Annotated in this window: 16 protein-coding genes, 1 tRNA gene and 2 pseudogenes; 14 read left to right on the forward strand and 5 right to left on the reverse strand. The window is 55.3% G+C overall.

Annotated features, from left to right (window positions below; genetic code table 11):
• Positions 1 to 5 precede the first annotated feature (5 nt).
• Complete coding sequence (locus QPJ95_RS13530; protein ID WP_270920525.1) at positions 6 to 818, reverse strand: cysteine hydrolase; 813 nt, start codon at positions 816 to 818, stop codon at positions 6 to 8.
• A gap of 392 nt (positions 819 to 1210) precedes the next feature.
• Between QPJ95_RS13530 and QPJ95_RS13535 the strand changes: the two genes are divergently transcribed.
• From QPJ95_RS13535 to QPJ95_RS24465, 3 genes and pseudogenes are all read left to right on the forward strand, one after another.
• Positions 1211 to 1792 (forward strand): hypothetical protein, encoded by a 582-nt coding sequence (locus QPJ95_RS13535; RefSeq protein ID WP_270920524.1) that lies wholly within the window; start codon positions 1211 to 1213, stop codon positions 1790 to 1792.
• A complete protein-coding gene (locus QPJ95_RS24210; protein ID WP_390922150.1) occupies positions 1710 to 1952 on the forward strand; it encodes an ATP-binding protein in 243 nt (80 codons plus the stop codon). The genes QPJ95_RS13535 and QPJ95_RS24210 overlap by 83 nt, the downstream gene beginning before the upstream one ends.
• Positions 1919 to 2243 (forward strand): annotated as a pseudogene (locus tag QPJ95_RS24465) (ATP-binding protein); the annotation flags it as partial. The gene QPJ95_RS24210 and the pseudogene QPJ95_RS24465, both read left to right, overlap by 34 nt.
• A 215-nt stretch (positions 2244 to 2458) precedes the next feature.
• Here QPJ95_RS24465 and QPJ95_RS13545 read toward each other — a convergent pair.
• A tRNA-Cys gene (locus QPJ95_RS13545) sits at positions 2459 to 2532 on the reverse strand.
• On the opposite strand from QPJ95_RS13545, the gene QPJ95_RS13550 reads away from it, so the two are divergent.
• Both QPJ95_RS13550 and QPJ95_RS13555 read left to right on the forward strand, forming a co-directional pair.
• Positions 2497 to 2958: a hypothetical protein gene (locus QPJ95_RS13550; protein WP_270920522.1), complete on the forward strand. Its 462-nt coding sequence runs from the start codon at positions 2497 to 2499 to the stop codon at positions 2956 to 2958. The two genes, QPJ95_RS13545 and QPJ95_RS13550, sit on opposite strands and share 36 nt — an antisense overlap.
• On the forward strand, positions 2955 to 3203 hold the full coding sequence (locus QPJ95_RS13555) for a hypothetical protein (protein WP_270920521.1): 249 nt from the start codon (positions 2955 to 2957) through the stop codon (positions 3201 to 3203). Before QPJ95_RS13550 ends, QPJ95_RS13555 begins: the two co-directional genes overlap by 4 nt.
• 423 nt (positions 3204 to 3626) lie before the next feature.
• Here QPJ95_RS13555 and QPJ95_RS13560 read toward each other — a convergent pair whose 3' ends face one another.
• Entirely contained in the window at positions 3627 to 3965 is a 339-nt protein-coding gene (locus QPJ95_RS13560) for an ArsR/SmtB family transcription factor (protein ID WP_270920520.1), read from the reverse strand.
• A gap of 60 nt (positions 3966 to 4025) precedes the next feature.
• Between QPJ95_RS13560 and QPJ95_RS13565 the strand changes: the two genes are divergently transcribed.
• The 3 genes from QPJ95_RS13565 to QPJ95_RS13575 all read left to right on the forward strand — a co-directional run bounded on the left by QPJ95_RS13565 (position 4026) and on the right by QPJ95_RS13575 (position 10664).
• A complete protein-coding gene (locus QPJ95_RS13565; protein WP_270920519.1) occupies positions 4026 to 5375 on the forward strand; it encodes a pyridoxal phosphate-dependent decarboxylase family protein in 1350 nt (449 codons plus the stop codon).
• Between the two features lie 773 nt (positions 5376 to 6148).
• Positions 6149 to 6412: a hypothetical protein gene (locus tag QPJ95_RS13570; protein ID WP_286018117.1), complete on the forward strand. Its 264-nt coding sequence runs from the start codon at positions 6149 to 6151 to the stop codon at positions 6410 to 6412.
• A 646-nt stretch (positions 6413 to 7058) separates the two neighbouring features.
• Complete coding sequence (locus QPJ95_RS13575; RefSeq protein WP_286018296.1) at positions 7059 to 10664, forward strand: hypothetical protein; 3606 nt, start codon at positions 7059 to 7061, stop codon at positions 10662 to 10664.
• Positions 10665 to 11813: 1149 nt separating this feature from the next.
• Here QPJ95_RS13575 and QPJ95_RS13580 read toward each other — a convergent pair.
• On the reverse strand, positions 11814 to 13856 hold the full coding sequence (locus QPJ95_RS13580; RefSeq protein WP_270920708.1) for a TRAP transporter permease: 2043 nt from the start codon (positions 13854 to 13856) through the stop codon (positions 11814 to 11816).
• Positions 13857 to 13932: 76 nt separating this feature from the next.
• Positions 13933 to 14946: a TAXI family TRAP transporter solute-binding subunit gene (locus QPJ95_RS13585; protein ID WP_270920709.1), complete on the reverse strand. Its 1014-nt coding sequence runs from the start codon at positions 14944 to 14946 to the stop codon at positions 13933 to 13935.
• Positions 14947 to 15270: 324 nt separating this feature from the next.
• Here QPJ95_RS13585 and QPJ95_RS13590 point away from each other — a divergent pair, with 324 nt between their 5' ends.
• The 6 genes and pseudogenes from QPJ95_RS13590 to QPJ95_RS13615 all read left to right on the forward strand — a co-directional run.
• Positions 15271 to 16467, forward strand: coding sequence for an Acg family FMN-binding oxidoreductase (locus QPJ95_RS13590; RefSeq protein ID WP_270920710.1), 1197 nt, complete (start codon positions 15271 to 15273; stop codon positions 16465 to 16467).
• Positions 16460 to 16915 (forward strand): MarR family winged helix-turn-helix transcriptional regulator, encoded by a 456-nt coding sequence (locus QPJ95_RS13595; protein WP_270920711.1) that lies wholly within the window; start codon positions 16460 to 16462, stop codon positions 16913 to 16915. The genes QPJ95_RS13590 and QPJ95_RS13595 overlap by 8 nt, the downstream gene beginning before the upstream one ends.
• A gap of 593 nt (positions 16916 to 17508) precedes the next feature.
• A complete protein-coding gene (locus QPJ95_RS13600) occupies positions 17509 to 18681 on the forward strand; it encodes a YncE family protein (protein ID WP_270920712.1) in 1173 nt (390 codons plus the stop codon).
• Between the two features lie 64 nt (positions 18682 to 18745).
• On the forward strand, positions 18746 to 19141 hold the full coding sequence (locus QPJ95_RS13605; protein ID WP_270920713.1) for a hypothetical protein: 396 nt from the start codon (positions 18746 to 18748) through the stop codon (positions 19139 to 19141).
• The gene (locus QPJ95_RS13610; protein ID WP_270920714.1) at positions 19138 to 20547 is read left to right on the forward strand and encodes a hypothetical protein; all 1410 of its coding nucleotides are present in this window, start codon (positions 19138 to 19140) and stop codon (positions 20545 to 20547) included. Before QPJ95_RS13605 ends, QPJ95_RS13610 begins: the two co-directional genes overlap by 4 nt.
• A gap of 681 nt (positions 20548 to 21228) precedes the next feature.
• Positions 21229 to 21357: pseudogene (locus tag QPJ95_RS13615) on the forward strand (IS91 family transposase); the annotation flags it as partial.
• Positions 21358 to 21908: the final 551 nt, after the last annotated feature.

Below are 21908 nucleotides of genomic sequence, written 5' to 3' on the forward strand. Positions count from 1 at the left end.
CTGGCTTAGCTGGCGTTCTGAATATTCTGAACAGCCTCTTCTGTCGTCCAGACGGCATTCGCCATGTAGCGGAAGTTGGTGAGTGCCGCGAGGTATCCGTCGCCCTCAGGTAGCATCGCTGCTGCGGTGGCGTCTTTGACCACGGCGACCTCGAACCCGTTTTCAAGCAGTTCACGCATGTGGCTTTCGGTGCAGAGATTTGCTGACATACCCGCCAAGATTACCTGGTCAACGCGGTTCTTGCGCAATTGCAAAGTCAGATCATTCGAGTCGTTACCGTACATTTTATGCGGCGACGTGATGATGGTCTTTCCGTCTTCGATGTACTGTTTGTACTCCGGCATCCAGTCCGCGCCCGAGCTGTCAAAGCCGTCCAGATTCAGCGGGCCTTTGCGGTCGAACATGCCAATTTTGTGCATCAATTTTTCAAGGGCACCTTCAAATTTCCAACCATGGTCGGTTGGGTAGTAGTAGTGCGGTGAAATTGCGACCGTGATGTCCCTCTGTTTGGCTGCTTTGAACAGACGTTCGATGTTTCCAACCGTTCCATTCCTTGTTACCGACTCGCCCACCACGCCCCATGTCACGCCCTCTGGGTGAAGGAAATCTATCTGTGGATCGGTGACCACGAGAGCAGTACGTGACAGGTCAAGAACCATATCACTTGGCGGCAGGGCTGGGCTTACCGGATCCGCATAAGGATCTTCGGTGGTTTGTGCACTGACTGCGGAGGCACTCGCTGCGGTGGCTGCGAGCAGAACTCCCCCAGTCAGGGCCTGACGCCGGTTGATTGTTTTTTCATCATGATGTTCACACATTGTGCAGTCCTCCATGGTGTTGCTAAACAAGCAACATGGTAACCAAGATGCGGCTTTGAGGCCGAAATTCGAGCCCCTTCAGCCAATAATATGAACTTGCATCCGCCAAACACTTAGGAATTGGTTATGTCTGGTTCACATATCCTTGAGGACCGGGGCGTTCTGACTGAAGTGGTCCCGCTTTTTGGACGCGTTTTCCGGCTATGAAATATGCGTCTACGTAAATGCGCAGCAATCACCGAGAAGCCCGCTGTGATTGCGGGCTGGTGAAGGCCGCCCACTTCCGTTTGTGCCACAGCCGCAAACCGTTTGTGGCGGCCTATCCGGGGGAACCTCGGGCCCCTATCGGGACATTGCGGCGTAATGCCCTGTCGGGCAAAGGATGGTGCTGGATGCGTTTGGGCGAGCGGTGGCGTTTTATGGCGTGGTGCCGCGCCGGTCGGGATGTACTCGCTGAACACATTCGCCGCTTTACCCGCAATGTCAGTTACTTTGAGCCTTGGCATTATGTCCCTCTGTTGGAGCGCAAACCTGGTGCCTTGCGTGATGGTGCGCCCTTTGTAGATTGGAAACTGCCTGAACCGATGCGCCGGATTAAAGACCATTTCATGAAGGGCAAAGGCGGTGATCGGGAGTTCGTTGATCTTGTCATGATGGCACAAGATCACGGGATCAATGTCGTGGAAGCAGCCTGCGACCTGGCTGTCGCGCAAAACACCCTACGCCTGCATGAAATGGCGGCTTGCGCACATAATTTGCTGTCCGCGCGCAAGCCGCCAAGTCTGACCACTGCGATAAAACAACTGATCGACGCTGAGACTGTAGAACGACAAGTGCGTTCGATCTGTCAGCTGACAGGCGATGTTTCCATCGCCGAGAGGCCATTATCAAATGCGGATTGCAAAGTTCCCCCATCGCAAAGATTTTGTCACCTTCGATTACAGTGCCGCCGCTGTCACCCAGGCCCGGATTGATCCCTTTTGTTCTGGGCCGTTCACCCAAGACGCCCACAACCTCATTCTGATGGGCGGAACCGGTACAGACAATGCCGGGAAGATCATCCGGAAATTGACACCACTGGATTGCGTCGTCATCCCTCTCATGATTTGCTTGCAAACCATTGCCGGGCAATAAACGGACTGGGTTATATCCCGTTTCCAAAGTCCGGCGGCGTGTTGCAATTCCACCTCATCAGCAAGCTCTACGAGAAAACCAGCGTCATCATTCCCGCCAATCTGGAGTTCGGCAAATGGGTCTCCGTCTTCGGCCCCTTTCGGCAGATTTGCTTTGCAAATTGCCTGCCGGGCAATGGATGCCAAGATGACAACCGCGCTTCTCGACAGAGTGACGCATCATTGCTCAATCATCGCGACAGGCAATACATCCTACCGGTTTACTCAGAGTAAAAAGATCCAAAAACAATAGGCCCCAGCGCAAACAAAACCGGCAGACGAACTCGCTATTTGAGGGCAGCTCGCCTGCGGGCTTTGCCTCATACCGGGTGGGTCACTTTTGAACGCTGATTGACCGTCCGGTCCCTTATTGTAATGTCGCTTGTAGTGTCTGTCATAATGTCAGCTGTAGTGCCAACACAGGTATACTACCCAACAAATCAACAGGATAAGGGCTATCGGAAAGATTGGAGGCGAGTACGAGAATCGAACTCGTGTACACGGAGTTGCAATCCAATGCCTTCTTCAATAAAAACAAAGCTGTAGGGTCAAATTCGTATCAGGACATTGGCAGAACGCCGAGTGAACGTGATACCCGCTCTTTCGGCTCGACTAGTCACAACCTGACAAAAGAAAACACCGGGGCAGCGGCAACTGCACCCGGCGTCAATCAAGATAAGAAAACAGCTAGTTTTCGCCGCAATAAATCCCCAAAACGCGTCAAAAGCGCCATGTCATTGTATGCCAAGGACAGGCACAAGAAGGTCGCAAAGGGGCTGGGCTTTGCCCTCACCTTGGGCACCGAGTCCGCGTGGCACGGTCTGACGGTCATTCTGATTGCCCGTCTGAGCGAAGCCGAACGCGTCTCACTGGCCTTTGTCACACTCAACAGCCTGTCAGAAAAACACGCCTACATGACGGCCTCTGCCGCCCTATTCGGCACCCTGTATGGGGAGGCCGCAGAATGAGCTCTCTCCGCCCCGTCGAAGAGCTGTTGTACCACATGCGGACAGTGGTTCGCAGCGGTAGCGATTGGGAAGCCAACTTCGCCCGATCGATCGTGAAACATGCCAAACGGCCCGCTTGGAACCCGTCCGAGAAACAGCATCAGATCATGCAGCGCATGGTGTCCGAGATGTTCACGCATAGCGGAACTAACACAAGCGACGACATTGACCTGATCGACAGAGGAGACCGGCACGACGCCGCCTAAAACGCGTCCGTTTCGGATGGTCGGTTAACGGTGGCATTCGAGACGTAGTGGCGAACCATGGGACGGGGCAAACGCCAAGGGCAGTTCGAAAGACCGAAGCCCGCCCCCCGGCATACACAGTGTCCTTCTGTGTCGGAAAGTAGCGGTCAACTCAACCGGCGAGGACATGCGCACAGGTTGGGGCTCAAAGCGAAGGGTCGGCTCCGTTGAGCAGACACAAAGACAGGAAGGTAGCGACAGATGAACAGGACGAAAGATAACTGGAAGAAACTGAGCCTGGGCTAGCGCAGTTTTCCTACCGCTGGACCTTTTGCCAAAACGCGAAGTAGAGGATCCGTCCGGTCTCAAGGACTTTTGGTCAGGCCTCGTCGAGATCTCCCTGACCAAAAGTCGCAAGCTAAGGTTCGGGTGGTGCGGTGACATTTAGGTTGCAGATGAACTGCGGATGGCCGCCTGCCCAAAGACCTGTGAAATGTGATCCAGGGCATCAAGATCTGCCTTGTAAAACACCCAGTTCTTGATTTTTTTGGAGGTAACCAGCCCGGCGGCGTCGAGCATTTTCATGTGCGAGGTCACGGTCGGTTGGGTCAAGGTGGTCTTGTCTGTGATTGCTCCGACACAGACACCATCCTGAACCAGATCACCGTCTCGTTGCGGTGGGAAATGTACAGTTGGGTCCAGCAGCCAATCCATAATCTGGGCGCGCTGGGGGTTTGCCAACGCGCGGAGCGAGGGGACAATATCTGGCAGCGGCTTGTTCATATTGGCAATTCTCTATATAGACAGTTTTCGATATGAAATCACATCACGAGGGAGACTGCCATGGATGAGCTGGAAATTCTACAGGAGGCGGACCGGCGCGCTCAAGCCTATGTCGAGGGTATTGAGAACCGCCGGGTGTTTCCTGGCGCTGCTGAGTGCGCCGCGTTGTCCGGGTTCAGCGAGGATCTACCAGACATGGGAGTGCCTGCTGTGAATACAGTGAAATTGATGGATGAACTGGGCTCTCCGGCGACCGTGGCCTCAAACGGTCCGAATTACTTTGGTTTTGTCATTGGTGCCAGCCTGCCCGTGGCAGCAGCAGCGGAACGGCTTGCCCTGGCCTGGGATCAATGCGCCTCGACCCAAGATGGTAGCCCGGTTGCTGATGTCTTGGAAAAGCAGGCTGGGCGTTGGTTGTTGGATATACTTGATCTTCCGCGTGAGAGTGCCGTTGCCTTTGGAACCTCGGCCACGGCCTGTGGGCTAAGCTGTCTTGCGGCTGCGCGGGCCGCTCTGCTGGATCGCATGGGGTGGGACGTGGTGAATGACGGGCTGATGGGGGCGCCGGAAATCAAGGTGATTGTCCCGGCGTCGACCCATGTCACTGTGCGCAAGGCGCTGCAGATTTTGGGTTTTGGCTGGGCCCGTGTGCTGAAGGCACCCGTCGATGGGCAGGGGCGAATTCTGCCGGATCAACTGCCGCCAATTGATAGCCAAACCATCCTGGTTTTGCAGGCGGGCGAGGTGAATACGGGAGAGTTTGACCTCTTTGAAGAGATCATCCCCCAAGCCAAAGCTGCCGGGGCTTGGGTGCATGTGGATGGGGCCTTTGGTCTGTGGGCGCGGGCTGCTCCTGCTTTGCGCAACCTGACCAATGGCATTGAAGGTGCAGACAGCTGGACCAGCGATGGCCATAAATGGCTCAATACGCCTTATGACGGGGCGATGGCGATCTGCCGTGATCCGCAGGCGCTGGCGCGGGTGATGAATAGCGACGCGGCGTATTCCAGTGCTTCGGCGGATGCGCAAAAGAACCTTACGCTGGAGTTCTCACGTCGGGCACGAGGCATCCCGATCTGGGCGGCGTTACGCACGCTTGGGCGAAACGGAGTCGCCGAGATGGTCGAGACCCATCATTCGCAGGCGCAGCGCATTGCTGCGGCTTTGTCAGAGGCTGGGTTCGATGTTCTGAACCGTGTAGTTCTGAACCAGGTGCTGGTGCGCGGAGTGAACGATGTGGCGACACAGTCGATCCTAAAACAGGTACAGGACAGTGGGACATCGTGGTTCGGTGGCAGCGTCTGGCAGGATCGACCTGCATTTCGGATCAGCCTGTCATCGTTTCGTACCCAAAAGCACCATGTAGACCGGCTGATTGCGTTGATGCAGCGTATCGGCCCGGCGGGGTAAACCCGACAAACCGAGTGTTCCCGGCGTTACTAATACCCCTCCCCGCGACCGCCGAGTGGTACTTACCGGACCTTTACAACTCAGTGAATGCTCGGTTTGTTGTCCTTCGGACAGTGAGGCCAAACCGAACTGGCAACAACGGTGGACTATGTGACCCCGATCACTAGCCCCACCGCTTTGGTGGGAGGGGTGGGGTAAATCGCCAACACGGGCTTTTCCGCATACCCGCTATTCCCTCACGCGGAGGTTTTTTTATTCCATGATTGACGAGAATTCAGAAGCTAAGGCCCAAACTCACCTGTAGAGTGATCCTGTGAAGGTGCGCCACGGAAGTGTCGGTGTGCCTATTTAATATTTTCGCGTAAAAACAAATACTTACCTGACCCTGCGGGTCTGTATCGGGTCCAAGATCGCATCGCGCGGTTTATGGATGTTCATCTTAAGACTTTGCGCAAACATTTTTCCCGTAAACTTACCCAGTTCTTTGAAAATATCGAAGGGGAGAGCTGCGGGTTATTGCGGTCCGGATGCGGGACCCGTTGGGGATGCGCCGCGCAGCGGTGCAGCAGCCAAGCGCCTCAGCCGAAGGCAGCGGCCGCCCTAGCGACCGAGGGGCGCGGCATCAAAAACAGGGGTTGAACAGCGGCTTCAGGCCGTCCCTACCAAGCGCAGACGGATGTAGAGGCTTGGAGTGTGGTCCTCCCGCCCATGAATGCTATGCTGTCTTTGGTCGCAATCGAATGCGGCGCACACAAACGATTAAGGCAAAGCGCATGTCCCAGGTGTTACTTCTTGACGCACTCAATTTGATCAAGACAGGCAGTTTTCTACCAGGCAAAGAAATGGAGAAGGCGCATGAGATCAGTCAAAAGCACGAGGGTGTTCCACTTTTCGATTGGGTGCATGCTCTAGTTCACCGGGCCGAAGGCGATGACGCGAATGCTGGGTACTGGTATCGGCGTGCTGGCAAGACCGGGCATTCAGGATCAATCGAGGAAGAGTGGCAAATCATTAGAACGGAGACCGACAAGGCTTGAGGAATATCGAGAATTACTGAGACACCACTTCGAATTTCTGCGCAGATCACCAAGGGCCGCTTCGACAGGCCGCACTGCGGCATTTGTGACTTGGCATAAAAGTCGGCAGAGGGCCGTTTGTTACCTGTCTGAGTGAGTGAAGTGGTCCAATTGCTGCACCATGCACATTTCGACTAGAAGGGCGGGTTCCGGACCTTCGCTGCGGTCAGCACCAACGGCAGCAATGCGCAGGTAGCGCCCTTTGCAAAGTCGTGTTCCGCGCTGCAGTTTGGCGGACCAGGTCAACCCGCGCCGCTGGCAACATCGTACCGGTGGACCAAAGGCCAACCATGCACTAACTTTCAACTTGGACCACGCAAGTGGGGCTGCTCAATATACCAGCGCAGGTTTGAGACCGATCGTTCCCAACGATGCCTCAATCCTACGTCTGGTCCGCGCGCTGATGTTGGAAAAGTACGATGAGTGGGCTGTGACACGCCGATACATGGCACTGGAAACCGTCAGACTAGAAACCGTCGCCGCCATCTGCGATAATGAAACCATGGATTCGGCGCAAGTCGCCTCCCCGTACACCGGCTCAAAACCAGGTTGGGGACCAAGATCCACCGCCCCTCGCAACGCTACCAGATCGAGAGAGGGAAACCTAATGGACAATAATCTATTGCAGGCAGAGCTGGCCTTTGACGATGCACAAGGATTTGGCGCCGAAGCAGATGGCGGACGCGGCGGCGAGATCGTAAAGGTCACCACTCTCGCGGATTCTGGACCCGGGTCACTCAGATGGGCTCTGGAAGAGCTCGACGGGCCGCGGATCGTGGTCTTTGAGGTCAGCGGTCAAATCAACCTGACAGACGCCATCAAAGTCAATGGCGACGTCACTGTTGCCGGTCAAACCTCGCCCGAGGGCATTACAGTCATTGGAGCCAAACTCCGGATCGTCGAAAGTGACGTCATCATCCGCGGTATGCAGTTTCGCCCTGGTGACGGGGAAGGTGATTCACCGGCAAACCGGGACGGATTATCGATAGGCAGCAGCGATCAATCCGTCGAGAATGTTATCATCGATAGCAACTCGTTCAGCTGGTCGATCGACGAACTTGTCACGGTTTGGTACGGATCTCGGAACATCACGATCTCCAACAACATTATGGCCGAGGCGCTGCGAAGCTCGCTCCACCCCAAGGGCGACCACTCAATGGGTCTGCTGATTGGCGATGGCAGTTCGAATGTCACAATCGTTGGTAACCTGATCGCCCACAATGAGTTCCGGAACGCCACGGTCAAAGATGACTCCAAGCAGATCGAATTCATCAACAACCTTGTCTACAACTACGGACTGAACGGCTTCCTCGGGCGCGACGGGACGACGGCCCACATCATTGGCAACGTCTACATCGCAGGCGAGGATTCGGCCGACCGCGCGACCATCCAACTGAAATTTCCTGAGGAAGGTACGGCCTATAACCTTGAAGACAACGTCGCGGAAGTCGATGGCCCGGCGATCTCGAAGATCTCGGACAGCTACGTGTTCACCCCGAGCAATGTCAACGTGTTGCCGTCGTCCGAAGTTTTCGACCACATCCTGGCGAATGTTGGCGCCCGCTATCCGTCGCTGACCGTGACCGATGAGCGGATCATCCAGACGGTGATTGACGGGACCGGTCGTATTATCGACTCCCCAGATGACGTCGGCGGCTACGATTCTGTGTCCAACACCGAAGCTCCGAGTGACCGGGATGACGATGGGATACCGGACGCCCACGAAGTAATTTCTGGCACCAATCCTGACGTGTTTGACGCACATGAGGATGCCGACGGCAACGGCGTGTCCAACATCGAGGATTACATCAACGGGCTGATCGTTAGTGTCGATACGGCCGCGCCGGTCGTCCAGTCGTCTTCGGCGCCCGATATCGGCTCTGCTCAGGCCGGTGAGATGAGCACCGACATCACCGTTGTCTTCTCGGACAACGTGGCCGTTGACGTGTCGACTATCGACATCGGTGACATCACCGTTACCGGGCCGGGCGGCAGCCTTGCGGTGACCGGCGTTAGTGTCGACACCAGCATCGCCGGAACCCCGCGGACGGCGACCTATACGGTGACCGCGCCAGGCGGCACGTGGGACGTTGCCGACGATGGCAGCTATACCGTTGCGCTTCTGGACAACGAGGTACAGGACACCAGCGGCAACTCGGTGGTGGCCGATCCGTCTATGACGGCCTTCACGGTTGATCTGACCGTGCCGCCGCCCGAACCGTTCCGGATTGAGGCCGAAACCTTCGACATTGTCAGCGGCTTCAATGTCAGGAACAACAGCTTGGCGTCCAACGATCAGTATCTGCAGGCCGGCGGCAGCGGCGAACAGCGGGCCTCGTATACCTTCACCGAAGCCGACGGTATCTACGATCTGGGCATTGGCCATTACGACGAATCCGACGGTCAGTCGCAACTGAGCGCCCTGGTAAACGGGACCACGATTGACACGTTTATCTGGAATACCGATGCCGGGTCCGCCTTTGCCGACCAGACAACTTTGGCCGAACACGCCATCACCAACGTGTCACTGTCGGCTGGCGACGTGATCGAGCTCGTCGGCTTCAAGGATGGCAGCGAGCCGCTGCGCACCGACTATATCGACTTCACGTGGGTCAGTGGCGGCGATACGACCGCGCCTGTCGTCCAGTCGTCTTCAGCGCCGAATATCGGCTCTGCCCAGGTCGGTGAGATGAGCACCGACATCACCGTTGTCTTCTCGGACAACGTGGCCGTTGACGTGTCGACCATCGACATCGGTGACATCACCGTGACCGGGCCGGGCGGCAGCCTTGCGGTGACCGGCGTTAGTGTCGACACCAGCATCGCCGGAACCCCGCGGACGGCGACCTATACGGTGACCGCGCCAGGCGGCACGTGGGACGTTGCCGACGACGGCAACTATACCGTTGCGCTTCTGGACAGCGAGGTGCAGGACACCAGCGGAAACGCGGTGGTGGCCGACCCGTCTATGACGGCCTTCTCGGTTGATCTGACCGTGCCGCCGCCCGAACCGTTCCGGATTGAGGCCGAAACCTTCGACATTGTCAGCGGCTTCAATGTCAGGAACAACAGCTTGGCGTCCAACGATCAGTATCTGCAGGCCGGCGGCAGCGGCGAGCAGCGGGCCTCGTATACCTTCACCGAAGCCGACGGTATCTACGATCTGGGCATTGGCCATTACGACGAGTCCGACGGTCAGTCGCAAATGAGCGCCCTGGTAAACGGGACCACGATTGACACGTTTATCTGGAATACGGATGCCGGGTCCGCCTTTGCCGACCAGACATCTTTGGCCGAACACGCCATCACCAACGTCTCACTGTCGGCTGGCGACGTGATCGAGCTCGTCGGCTTCAAGGATGGCAGCGAGCCGCTGCGCACCGACTATATCGAGTTCACATGGGTCAGTGGCGGCGATACGACCGCGCCTGTCGTCCAGTTATCTTCAGCGCCGAATATCGGCTCTGTCCAGGCCGGAGAGATGAGCACCGACATCACCGTTGTCTTCTCGGACAACGTGGCCGTTGACGTGTCGACCATCGACATCGGTGACATCACCGTTACCGGGCCGGGCGGCAGCCTTGCGGTGACCGGCGTTAGTGTCGACACCAGCATCGCCGGAAGCCCGCGGACGGCGACCTATACGGTGACCGCGCCAGGCGGCACGTGGGACGTTGCCGACGACGGCAACTATACCGTTGCGCTTCTGGACAGCGAGGTGCAGGACACCAGCGGAAACGCGGTGGTGGCCGACCCGTCTATGACGGCCTTCTCGGTTGATCTGACCGTGCCGCCGCCCGAACCGTTCCGGATCGAGGCCGAAACCTTCGACATTGTCAGCGGCTTCAATGTCAAGAACAACAGCTTGGCGTCCAACGATCAGTATCTGCAGGCCGGCGGCAGCGGCGAGCAGCGGGCCTCGTATACCTTCACCGAAGCCGACAGTATCTACGATCTGGGCATTGGCCATTACGACGAGTCCGACGGTCAGTCGCAAATGAGCGCCCTGGTAAACGGGACCACGATTGACACGTTTATCTGGAATACGGATGCCGGGTCCGCCTTTGCCGACCGGACATCTTTGGCCGAACACGCCATCACCAACGTCTCACTGTCGGCTGGCGACGTGATCGAGCTCGTCGGCTTCAAGGATGGCAGCGAGCCGCTGCGCACCGACTATATCGAGTTCGAATTCGTAGATAGCATTTTTTAGGGATCGGATAGTGGTTTTAAGTGATCGGCTTGGGCCGCACTGTTGGCGCTCAAAGCTAGTACACGGCGCGCCGACTTCCATCGTTGTGATGGCCCTTTGAGCCGCAGGAGAAGTCCGCTTTGTCCCGCACCTCGGTTATTCGTCAGATTGCAGCGAATGACCGAAATCCCCCCTTTGTGCCGATCTCACATCAGTCGGCACTTTCCCCGTGCCTTACCAATCCTGTCCTCGGCAGGGTGGGGGTCGCGCCCTTGGTGACCTGTCCCATGCCTTCCTTGGCAAGCCTGCGCGCTTCGTCCACGGTAGTCTTGCCATGCCGCTCGATGGACATTCGCCGGGTTTTTCCGCGTTTGGGAAATCAGCCATTCTGGGGGTCTCTGAGGGGCTCACCGTTTCGATTCTGGAAAGAACGGTCAAAACCGAATCCAGAAGTGCCCCCAGAATGAAGGGGTCGGCTTAGGGCCGTTGGCGACAGTGATGGAAGGCGGGTGGTCTGATTGCTGCACCATGCACATTTCGACACAAAGGGCGGACACCGGTCCTTCGCTGCGGTCAGCATCAACGGCAGCTATGCGCAGTTAGCACCCTTTGCAAAGTCGCGGTGGAGGGGCAAGGTGGAGGCGCGCGAACGGCCCACAGCCGCCACTCATAACCACAGAGGTGAAGGGCCGGTTACAAGCCCAAGTTAACGGCTTGGTATCCTTCAGAGACGGGGAGAACGAGATCCAGAAGTTCAAATTCAGGATCGGACGACAGCGCAGCACTACCAATTCCATGCTATTGAAAGCGAAGACTTGACCACAGCCCATTGGATTGCGAAAGGCATTCGCTAACTCAAACGTTCGTTCTCCCAAAACCCCTTTTGCGACTTTTCACAACGCAGAACTTGTGGGCCTCGCCAGTGGTTGTCGGAAAATCCAAAATCATCAATCTGGATCGGTGAGAGGGATCGACGCAGTCTTTTTGCGCTGCGAATTCCTCAAGGACAGGCGCACGATACTTACTCAATGGCGCAACTTTGTCTTAACCTCTCTAAGGCTCGCCGTCACTGAACACTGCTCAGCCGATTTGGTCCACGACAAGCCAGAACGCAGGTCCGCAGAGATCTATCTGCGGACCTGCGTTTACTTCAACGAGCTAGTGCTCGGATTACAAAGGCTGATGGGCTACCAGCTTGCGACGCGCCAGTTGAACAAAAACAATCGGCGCAATCGCCAAGATACCTATTCCCAAGGTGGTCAAACCCGGCGCAATAAACAGGAGCGAAGCAAACGCAACCCACCACCGCTCCCACATTTTCAGCGGTGCCAACATATAGCCGGAAAACGCCACGCCTATGCTGGCGATACCCAGCATTGCGCCAATCAGCGTCACAGTGAAGGCCCACCAAGTAAACCCATCGGCCACCAACAGCAGGGCTGGTGAATAGACAAACACAAACGGCACCAGCGCCTTGGCAATACCAAGGCGAAAGGCGGTGTTGCCGGTCTTAAACGGGTTTGATCCGGCGATTCCTGCTGCAGCATACGCCGCCAAGGCCACAGGCGGTGTGATGTCCGCCAAAACGCCATAGTAGAAGACAAAGAAGTGCGACACCAAGGGCTCCACCCCAAGTTGCGCCAGCGCCGGGGCAGCCACAGCAACTAGGATGATATAGGTCGCAGTCGTTGGGATCCCTGCCCCCATAATGATGCAGGACACAGCAATCAGTACCAAGGAAACAAACAGCGCCCATTGCTCGATTGCAAAATAGCTGAATGGCCAGATGGCGCTGAAAAACTCGCCGATGTCGGTGGCGGTTTGCACCACGACGTAGCCCAGACGAAAGCCAACACCGGTTAGTGTTACTACTCCAACAACAACACCGACCGTGGCAGCTGCCGCGCCAACTGCCAGTGTATTCTTGGCTCCCGCTGCTAGGGCATTCCACAGATCTTTGAACGTCAGCCGGTTGATCGGGTTCAAGAACCCCACCACAACACAAGCGATGATGCCATAGACTGCGGCGTAATCCGGGGTTTTACCGGACAGTATCAAATAGACCAAAATCCCCAATGGGATGATTGACAACCAATGCTGCTTTAGAACGACAGCTGCCTTGGGCAGTTCCTCAGCACGCAAGCCGCGCAGGCCCAGCTTTTTGGCCTCAAGATGGACCATAGTGAAAATACCAAAGTAGTGCAGCATTGCCGGAAACAGCGCCGCGGCAAGCACTTCGCGAAGCGGGATCTCTAAGTATTCCACCATGATGAATGCTGCAGCGCCCAAAATGGGAGGCGTGATTTGGCCTCCAGTTGAAGCGGTCGCCTCGACCGCGCCAGCAAAATGCGCTGGATAGCCGACCTTTTTCATCGCCGGAATGGTCAACGCGCCAGTGGTTACCGTGTTGGCAATCGACGAACCCGAAATGGTGCCCATGAAGGCAGAGGAGAAGATCGCAACCTTGGCAGGCCCACCCGAATAGCGCCCGGCAATGACCATAGCCATATCGATGAATAGCTGGCCCAATCCGATCCGAGTGGCCAGCACACCAAACAGAATGAACAGGAACACGTATTTCGCCATCACACCAATAGCGACACCGTAAATGCCCTGATTGGTCATATAGAGATGGTTGATCAGTCCTAACCAGGACGAACCGCCATGCTTCAGCGCGCCTGGCATCCAAGGCCCAAACAGGGCAAAACAGATGAACAACAATGCGATGATCGGCAAGGTCGGGCCAACTGAGCGCCGGGTCGCCTCAAGTGTCAGCACCAACAGCGCAGTTCCCATCAGAATGTCAGACTGTGATGGATTGCCCACCCTGTCGGCGACAATTTCCGGCGGCAACAGCGGCAGATACAGCGCTGCGCCAACTGCCAGAACCGCAAATATCATATCGAGTATGGGCACACCCTGGACCCTGGACCAAGCTGGAGTTGCCGGGGTCAGTGTGTCCGTTTTGCGCCAGCCAAACAACAGGTAGACTAGGCCCAACACAAACGACAGGTGAATGCCACGATGCAGCAGTTCGCGGATCAGACCAAAGCCAGAGGCGTAGAAATGATAAACCGACATCGCAACCAGCACGCACGCAATAAACAGGGCCAGCTGCGGACCGGTTGGACGGAATGCAGTTTCCGGATCAAACTCGCGCTCGATCTCGGCTAACTGTTCGGGTGTCAGTTCAGGTATTGTGTCAGCGGCCATGAAATACGTTCCGTCTTACAATGAGAAAAAGCCCGAACGCAGTTAGCGTCCGGGCTGGATTTGATAAAGCGGCAGCTTACTTCAGCAGGCCAACTTCTTTGTAGAAACGCTCGGCACCAGCGTGCAACGGAACACCAACACCATTCAGCGCGCTCTCTGCTGTGATGGTCTTACCCTTGGCGTGACCCACGTCCAGCAACTTGCGGGTTTTCTCATTCCACATGGCCTTGGTGATGTTGTAGATCAGTTCTTCGTCCTCGTTGGCCGACGTAAACCACTGGGCGCCCACTGCAACGGTGGCAGTGGTGGCAATACCTTCATAGGTACCCTCGGGGATGTCTGAGGCAGCGAAGAAGCCATACTTGCTGGTCAGAGCTTCGGCACCCGCGCCGTCGATCGGCACCAGTTTGATATCTGCAGCCGAGGCCAGCTCAACCAGTGAACCGGTCGGATAGCCGGCAACCACAAAGAACGCATCGATCTTGCCGTTGCGCAGCGCCTCAGACGCCGCGCCGCCTTTCAGCGCCTCAGCGGTAACGTCGTCAACCGACAGACCATTGGCATCCAAAATCAGATTGGCGTCGACATATGTACCTGAGCCCGGTTCATCCAGCGAGACGCGCTTGCCCTTGAGATCAGCAACCGAGTTGATGTCGCTGTCTGCCAGTGCCACCAGGTGGATGTGCTCTTCGAACAGTGCCGCGATGGTGCGCAGATCCGTGGCTGGCTCTTTGCCTTCACGGGTGCCTGTGCCGGTATAGGCCCAATAGGCCACATCCGACTGGGCAAAACCTGAGTTGCGAAGACCAGAAACGATGGCGTTGACGTTATCAACTGACCCACGCGAGGAAACAGCTGAGGCGATCAGGCCTTCAACACCACAGGACCCACCAGCATCGCATTCACGCGATCCGGGAGGCTTGGAAATGGCGTTGGCGATGACGCCACCAACAGGATAATAGGTATAGGCGGTGCCACCGGTACCGATGGTAAAGAACTTAAGATCCTGAGCCGAGGCAGCGGCACTTAGCCCGGCAACCAAAGCAGCACCGATTACAGCGGCTTTGATGCCTTTGAACGAAATAGTCATATATGTCTCCCTAACGATTACTATCTGGCGCCTGCATTTTGTGCGTATACCCAACGCCTTCCTTGAGGTTTAAGTATCTCAACGGAGGCGACGCTATATAAATAATCATTAGAGTGCAAACACCAACAGTGGTTTTCGATGCCGCCATGGGGCCACCTCTGTCAGGCTATGACCACTCACCTGTCGTTCGGGCATAACGCAGCGAATGTCGGCATTCCGCCCTTCCTGTCGACGCAGCCGCTGGACCTGATCATACGAACGTGGGTCTGCTTTGGGCTGTGGTTTCAATGGGTCGTCGCAACACTTTCCATGTTTTGATCAGCGATGTTCGATTTATTTAAGTTCGATATCGTACTTGATTCTAGTGCTCTGCAGGGATATCTAGTACGATATCGAACTAATGGAAATCGTGCAATGACACTTTCAAGACGAAAAATGATTGGCTTAATTGGCGGTGGCGTTGTGCTGGCAGCAACAGCGACGGCGGGTGGCTTCCTAGCAACGCGTCGCCCAACACGCGCACTTGCCCCCTGGGCGGCGGCGGGCACCTATGACGAACCGCGGATGAAAGCACTTTCTTATGCGATCCTTGCGCCGAACCCGCACAACCGACAACCATGGGCTGCAGAACTTCTGGGCGACGATCAGCTGGTCATCCACCGTGACAAAACGCGAAATCTGCCCGAAACTGATCCGTTTGACCGCCAGTTAACCATCGGCATGGGTTGCTTTCTGGAGCTTTTGCGAATGGCCGCCGCTGAGGATGGCTATGCATTAGAATCTGACCTATTTCCGCAAGGTGATGACGGGCCAGTTGCCGTGATCCGATTTACTAAGGGTGGTACAAAAGATCCGTTATTTGCCCATGTCTTTGATCGCAATACCAACCGAAATGGTTACGAAGATCGGGCGGTTGAGGCGGATGCGCAGGCCAATTTAGCCGAGTCTTTCACAATCAAAAGTGATCAAGCAGACGTTGCCGCATTGCGCACCCTGACTTGGGAGGCGATGAAAATCGAGATGACGACCAACCATGTCATGGTGGAGAGCGTCGAGTTGATGCGATTTGGCAGAGCCGAGATCGAGGCAAATCCTGATGGGATCTCGCTGGGTGGCCCGTTTCTGGAAAGCTTGATGCTGGTCGGGATGTTGCGGCGCGAAGATCAGCTTGATCCAACCAGCACCGGCTTCAAACAAGCGCTTGATATGATCCAGAAAGCAATGAACGCTACCAACGCTTATGCGGTGATAACCAGCACCGGCAACACCCGGGTTGATCAGATTAACGCGGGGCGGGATTGGATTCGGTTGCATCTGGCCGCGACAGGGCATGGGCTAGCGATGCAACCCGTTAGTCAATCGCTTCAGGAATACCCTGAGATGGCAACGCATTACACGCAGGTACATGAAATGCTGGCAGTACCCGGAGAGACAGTTCAAATGCTTGGCCGCCTGGGATATGGTCCAGCAATCGACGCCAGCCCGCGCTGGCCATTGGAGACACGTATCGCACATGAATGATGAAGATCTTGGTTCCTATTTCGCACTGATCTACGAGGTGGGGATCATCAATCAAATCGGTGCGGCGTTCCTCGAAGCTCGCCTGCCGAGCGGCCTGTTGGTGTCACATTTTGGGGTGATCAGTCACCTGATCCGGGTTCGTGATGGAGCTACACCATTGGAATTGGCTCGTGCCTTTCAAGTTGCCAAAACGACAATGACCCACACATTGGCTGGGCTTGAGAAGCATGGATTTGTTGAGATGCGGCCTAACCCAGACGACAAGCGTTCAAAACAGGTTTGGCTGACCCTCGCTGGAAAGCAATTCCGTGACGTAGCATTAGCAAAATTGGCACCACTGTTTGAGGAGCTGGGGGGACGATTTTCCTCCAAGCGGGTCGCAGCAATGCTACCTGACCTTGCCGAGTTTCGAGCCGTGATTGACCAATTGCGCGACGAGATCAAGTAGCAAAAATGGCCTGCGTGTTGGGCTCGCCCGGTTATCAAACACACCTTTATCTAGATTTCGGCTGCATACCCAATACATCGTTCAGCCAGCTTGCGTAAAGGTCGCAACCTGCGAATAGCCGCCGTTGATGGTGATCGCGTCTAATGGCCGGTTCCAGCCCTTCTACGACATTCGTGTCAGGTGCAGCATGACGCGGCATATGGGGCACTAAGGGCGGATAACCGACTTTAGCTGCGATCTGCACCAAGGGCCGCTATGCTCAGGTAGCGGACTTAGCAAGGTAGCACAGGCGGCCCAAACTGGCCGTTCGTGGCCATTGCGGCGACGGGCCAGTTCGAGCCCTTTCTGATCATTTGTCACTTCATTCTGAAAGACATGAAAACAAACTGGCAACATCGCTGTGGCTGAGAAGCGACCGAGTCATTCCACCAAGCACCGCCGAACACCTCAAATAACCTAAAACGGGAAAGCTGTACAAAATGCGCTATACTCACCTGAGGGTTATGTACTGCAATGGCGAGGCGAAATTGACGCGGAAAATCGCTGTTTTTTGTAGCATGGTCCTGCATTGGTCATTTCGGAGGTATAGTCTCATGAATAAACGATTAATATCACTTGTGACATGCGCATTGGCGATCTCACCAGGTGGTGTATCTGCCGAGATTTTGGCGATGATGAGCTATGAAAGCAAACCTGCAGAAGAGTTGAGAAGCCTGAAGCTCTCTGGCTCGGATGAGCGGCGCGAAGGGATCGCGATTATTGATGTTGACCCCAATAGCCCCGACTTCGGCAAATGGCTCGCCGACATCCCGCTTGATGCAACAGGTGTTGCTCATCACTTGTTCTATGAACGTTCAATGTCAAAAATTTATCTGACAAGCCTGGGACAACCAGCGCTGCAAGTCATGGATATGAGCGCCTTTCCACCACGCCTTTCCACTATCGATATTCCCAATTGTGCTATGGGTGAAGATGTAATTTTCGACGATGCAAACGAGTACTGGTATTTGACCTGCATGAATTCTGGCAATGTCTGGCAGGGCCGGGTCGCCGATGACGTGATCACAGGAGAGATAAAGTTGCCCGGGACCAATCCTCACGGGCTTGCTGTTGATACCAATATCGATCGCATTCTTGTCACCAGCACAATCAAAGGGGATCTTACAGACCCCGGTGAAACAGTATCTATTGTGAAGGCCAGTACACTGGAGCTGCTCGGAGAAATTAAGGTTTCGGTCAAGCCTTCTCCTTCAGGAGAGGCACCGGTCGAGTTGCTGCGTGTCCCAGGAGACGGAGTTCCAACCTTCCTTGTCACCAATATGTTCGGAGCGAGCATATGGGCACTTTCCTGGAATGAATCCTCACAAACATTCACGGCTGACATGGCTTTTGACTTCAGTGTCTTGGACGTGGGCGTGCCTTTAGAAATCTATTTCAACCCAGCAGGTGACAGGATGTATGCCACTACGGCCGCACCGGGGCACCTTCACATTTTCGATGTGTCGGGGGGAGTAATGGCGCCTATATTGCTGTCCACCGTTGCGACAGGGAACGGCGCCCACCATGTCGCCTTTACAAAGGACATGAAATACGGATTTGTTCAAAATTCTTTCATCAATTTACCCGAAATGCGGGACGGGTCGATCACCGTGGTTGATCTTGAAAAGTTTGAGGTGGTGGCTTCGGTCGATACTCTGAAGGATGCAGGGCTTAACCCAAATGTGATTGTTCTGCTGCCGCAATGGAACGAATTCGCCGGGCATTGATGTCAGATCATCTGTAGAGCTGTGCCGGGCGCGCTCGGCACAGCCAATATCGGAGCAGCCCCCAATGGCGTATATTTTTCGTAGGGCATTTTTTGGTTTGGTCTTTTTTGCGATTGGCGGTCAAATCGAGGCCCACGAATTGGAAAGTCACGTACCCATAAAGGCTCAGACCAATGGTACGGCGATTGAGTTGGCTGTCACCGTCAACCAAGGAAAGCCCGCCGCTGTTTTGCAAATTTCAAGAGATGCCAACGTTCATCTCTCAGTGCTGGGCTCTGGTGATTACGAATTACATCTGCACGGATATGATATCACTAGCGCTGGTGACGCTGATAATCCGGCTATGTTTGTGTTTCAGGCGGTTCACACTGGACGGTTTCCGATTGTCATGCATGGCATCAAGGATCTCCTGGGTCGAAAGGAGAAGGCTGTCGTATATCTAGAGATACGCGGCCCATGAGAAGGCTTCTTTGCGTCATCACGCTGATTTGCATTGCCGGACCAAATGCCGGATGGGCACATGCTTTTGGTCAACGTTATGACCTGCCCTTGCCACTCGGCTTCTATCTTGCGGGCGCAGGATTGACAGTGGCCCTTACTTTTTTGGGGTCTATACTTTTTTTAAGTGCCGAAGAAGGCATACGGCATTCAGTTAGTGTTCGTATCCCTACCCGGTTGTCCCGGATTGTAGGCCCTCTTTTTCGTACAATGGCGCTGCTCGTTCTTGCACTGATTATGGCCACAGCACTGTTTGGGCCTGTGCCCCCAACTCAGAATTTCTCAAATATTTTTGTTTGGGTCATCTGGTGGGTCGGCTTTGTATTGTTCACCGCATTGGTTATCGACCTCTGGTCGAGCCTAAACCCGTTTGCAACAATCATCGACGCCATTTTGGACTGTTTTCAGCCGCGCCAAAATCTCATTCCACCTGAATGGATTGACTGGCTCGCGGTCATCGGTTTGATCTTTTTGTCCTGGATTGAACTGGTGTCAGACTGGTCGGAGAGCCCGAGGGCCATGGCGCTCCTAATTGCTCTGTACACGCTGGGGCTTTTCTTCGGGTCCATTTGGTTTGGTCGCAAAGCGTGGTTTCGTTCCGCCGATCCGTTGACGCAACTATTCAGCTTGCTGGGGCGGCTAGCTCCTATAAGTCTTCGAAACAACAGGCTGGAGATACGTCTCCCTACCTCCGGTCTGATCGGGCATTCTATGACTGTATCGCAATCCGTATTTGTGGTTACGCTCATCGCAATCGTTTTATTTGACGGAATTTCCGAAACTCCTATTTGGTCTGCAATTCTCCAATGGATAACAGAGTCCCATGCCTTGCGCCCTTGGTTGCTGGCCTTGCGGGAACACGGAGTGGATCTGCTGAAATTGATCCGCAGCATTGGCTTGATCTGTACAATCCTGATCGCATGGTTGCTCTACACTTCCCTCTCATTAGCAATTTGGTGGGCCGCAGGACGCAGCATAAGCCACACCAATATATTTACTGGCTTCGCCGCGTCATTGTTGCCCATCGCAGTTGCATATCATCTGGCTCACTACGTTTTTTTTCTGGCTTTGGCTGGGCAGTTGATTGTGCCAGCTTTAAGTGACCCATTTGATCTTGGATGGACATTGCTTGGGGACAACAGAGGAATGATCGAGGTCGGCATCATGACCGCAGAGGATGTCTGGTGGATTTCTATCATCGCTTTGGTGACTGGCCATGCTCTATCGGTGCTTCTTGCACATATCGAAGCAGGACGATTATTCGCTTCGCGCCGACAGGCTGTGCTAAGCCAATTACCAACGATGCTTTTCATGGTCACGCTGACGTCTTTCAGCCTCTGGGTACTCTCACAGCCTGTGGTGGAGTGAAAATATTACCAATTATCTAAGTAGTAGCATCCACAACGCGATATCTGGCTGCAGAAACGGCATTGTTGAGCCTACAGGGATAACCACGTCGTATCGTTTACTTCTTCAGGCAGCCAGCAGCTAAAACCCAGGTCAGAGCCACTCGCAGCTCCAGGGACAAAAGTCCGCAAACCGCCTTCCCTCCAATTAGCCCTTTGTCATTTTGGGCTGGAACCGGTCTTTCGCCGCATGATGGATGAAGGTCCTCTGAGGGCCGTTCGCTACATGTCGGCGCGTCCTGGGGGCCGACTTTGCAAAGGTCAATAACTGCGCATTGCTGCCGTTGATGCTGACTGCAGCGAAGGATCGGTGTCCGCCCTTCTAGTCGAAATGTGCATGGTGCAGCAATTGGTCCATTTCACGCGCCCATAAATGTAGCGAACGGGCCTGTGCAAACATTCGCCGGTCGACTTGGTGCTGCGGTGCAGCTTCCCTAAAGTGGTCATTCATGCGTCGCGCAGCATTCTTGCGGCAACATCGTGAGTCGAAGTGTCAGGTGTCCACAGCTTTGGCCGCCATTGCGTTGAGCCAACTTGGCAGAAGAGGTTTTAGGGAGGCCTGGATTTGGTCGTCCTGCGCGGCGTCTTTGATGAGCTTGAGGATTGTTTGATCGTCACTGGACAGCGCGAGCTTGGGCCAGGCGTCGAGATCATCCCGCTCACGTTACGAGAGCCTTGCCCGGACTGCGGCGGACCAATGCGCATCATTGAGACCTTCCGCCGTGGCCAGAAACCCCGATGCCGTGCCCCACCAAAGGAGCAGGCCGCATGATGAGATGCCCGTCAAATTGGTCAACACCGGCCCCGATCTGCGCAGCATTCCGGGCAAGCATCCTCTTGTGCCAAACTCGGAGAAACACAACAAACCTGCCGAGGCAGGTCGTAAACGGCTCCGATACTACCGCGCCGCAAGGCTTGCAGCGCCACCGCAGATCTCCGCTGTACCCACGAAAGCCCGGTTCCATCAGCAGCCGATCTGCGCTTTCCCCATAGGTCCCACCAAGACCCCCGCAGCTTCCTCCTTCCGAGGTTTGTCAACGCGGGCCGACACCGGCCCAGCGGCAAACTTCACGCAGAGGCCCGCATCGAAAAACCTTCAGGGAAGCAGCCCTTCGCTGTGAATGCGAACGTAAGATCCGATTTCCGCAAAGCGGTCGTTCACTCAATGATCAGTATCCAGGATCAATCAATGGTTACTCAACCAACAAACCTTCGCGTCAAGCCGGACCCCGGTGTTGGCCGCTTTAAAACCCCAGCAGGGCGAGCTTTTAGCTACAGCAGATTAAAAATAAACTGGTCGACCGTCCGCGTTGAAATTCGATG

It is taken from the genome of Parasedimentitalea psychrophila (assembly GCF_030285785.1).
Taxonomy (GTDB): domain Bacteria; phylum Pseudomonadota; class Alphaproteobacteria; order Rhodobacterales; family Rhodobacteraceae; genus Parasedimentitalea; species Parasedimentitalea psychrophila.

Bases quoted from the DNA above. Each gene is read 5' to 3' on its own strand.
- QPJ95_RS13530 (WP_270920525.1), bottom strand. From the start codon at position 818: ATGTGTGAACATCATGATGAAAAAACAATCAACCGGCGTCAGGCCCTG.
- QPJ95_RS13535 (WP_270920524.1), top strand. From the start codon at position 1,211: ATGCGTTTGGGCGAGCGGTGGCGTTTTATGGCGTGGTGCCGCGCCGGT.
- QPJ95_RS24210 (WP_390922150.1), top strand. From the start codon at position 1,710: ATGCGGATTGCAAAGTTCCCCCATCGCAAAGATTTTGTCACCTTCGAT.
- QPJ95_RS13555 (WP_270920521.1), top strand. From the start codon at position 2,955: ATGAGCTCTCTCCGCCCCGTCGAAGAGCTGTTGTACCACATGCGGACA.
- QPJ95_RS13560 (WP_270920520.1), bottom strand. From the start codon at position 3,965: ATGAACAAGCCGCTGCCAGATATTGTCCCCTCGCTCCGCGCGTTGGCA.
- QPJ95_RS13565 (WP_270920519.1), top strand. From the start codon at position 4,026: ATGGATGAGCTGGAAATTCTACAGGAGGCGGACCGGCGCGCTCAAGCC.
- QPJ95_RS13570 (WP_286018117.1), top strand. From the start codon at position 6,149: ATGTCCCAGGTGTTACTTCTTGACGCACTCAATTTGATCAAGACAGGC.
- QPJ95_RS13575 (WP_286018296.1), top strand. From the start codon at position 7,059: ATGGACAATAATCTATTGCAGGCAGAGCTGGCCTTTGACGATGCACAA.
- QPJ95_RS13580 (WP_270920708.1), bottom strand. From the start codon at position 13,856: ATGGCCGCTGACACAATACCTGAACTGACACCCGAACAGTTAGCCGAG.
- QPJ95_RS13585 (WP_270920709.1), bottom strand. From the start codon at position 14,946: ATGACTATTTCGTTCAAAGGCATCAAAGCCGCTGTAATCGGTGCTGCT.
- QPJ95_RS13590 (WP_270920710.1), top strand. From the start codon at position 15,271: ATGTTCGATTTATTTAAGTTCGATATCGTACTTGATTCTAGTGCTCTG.
- QPJ95_RS13595 (WP_270920711.1), top strand. From the start codon at position 16,460: ATGAATGATGAAGATCTTGGTTCCTATTTCGCACTGATCTACGAGGTG.
- QPJ95_RS13600 (WP_270920712.1), top strand. From the start codon at position 17,509: ATGAATAAACGATTAATATCACTTGTGACATGCGCATTGGCGATCTCA.
- QPJ95_RS13605 (WP_270920713.1), top strand. From the start codon at position 18,746: ATGGCGTATATTTTTCGTAGGGCATTTTTTGGTTTGGTCTTTTTTGCG.
- QPJ95_RS13610 (WP_270920714.1), top strand. From the start codon at position 19,138: ATGAGAAGGCTTCTTTGCGTCATCACGCTGATTTGCATTGCCGGACCA.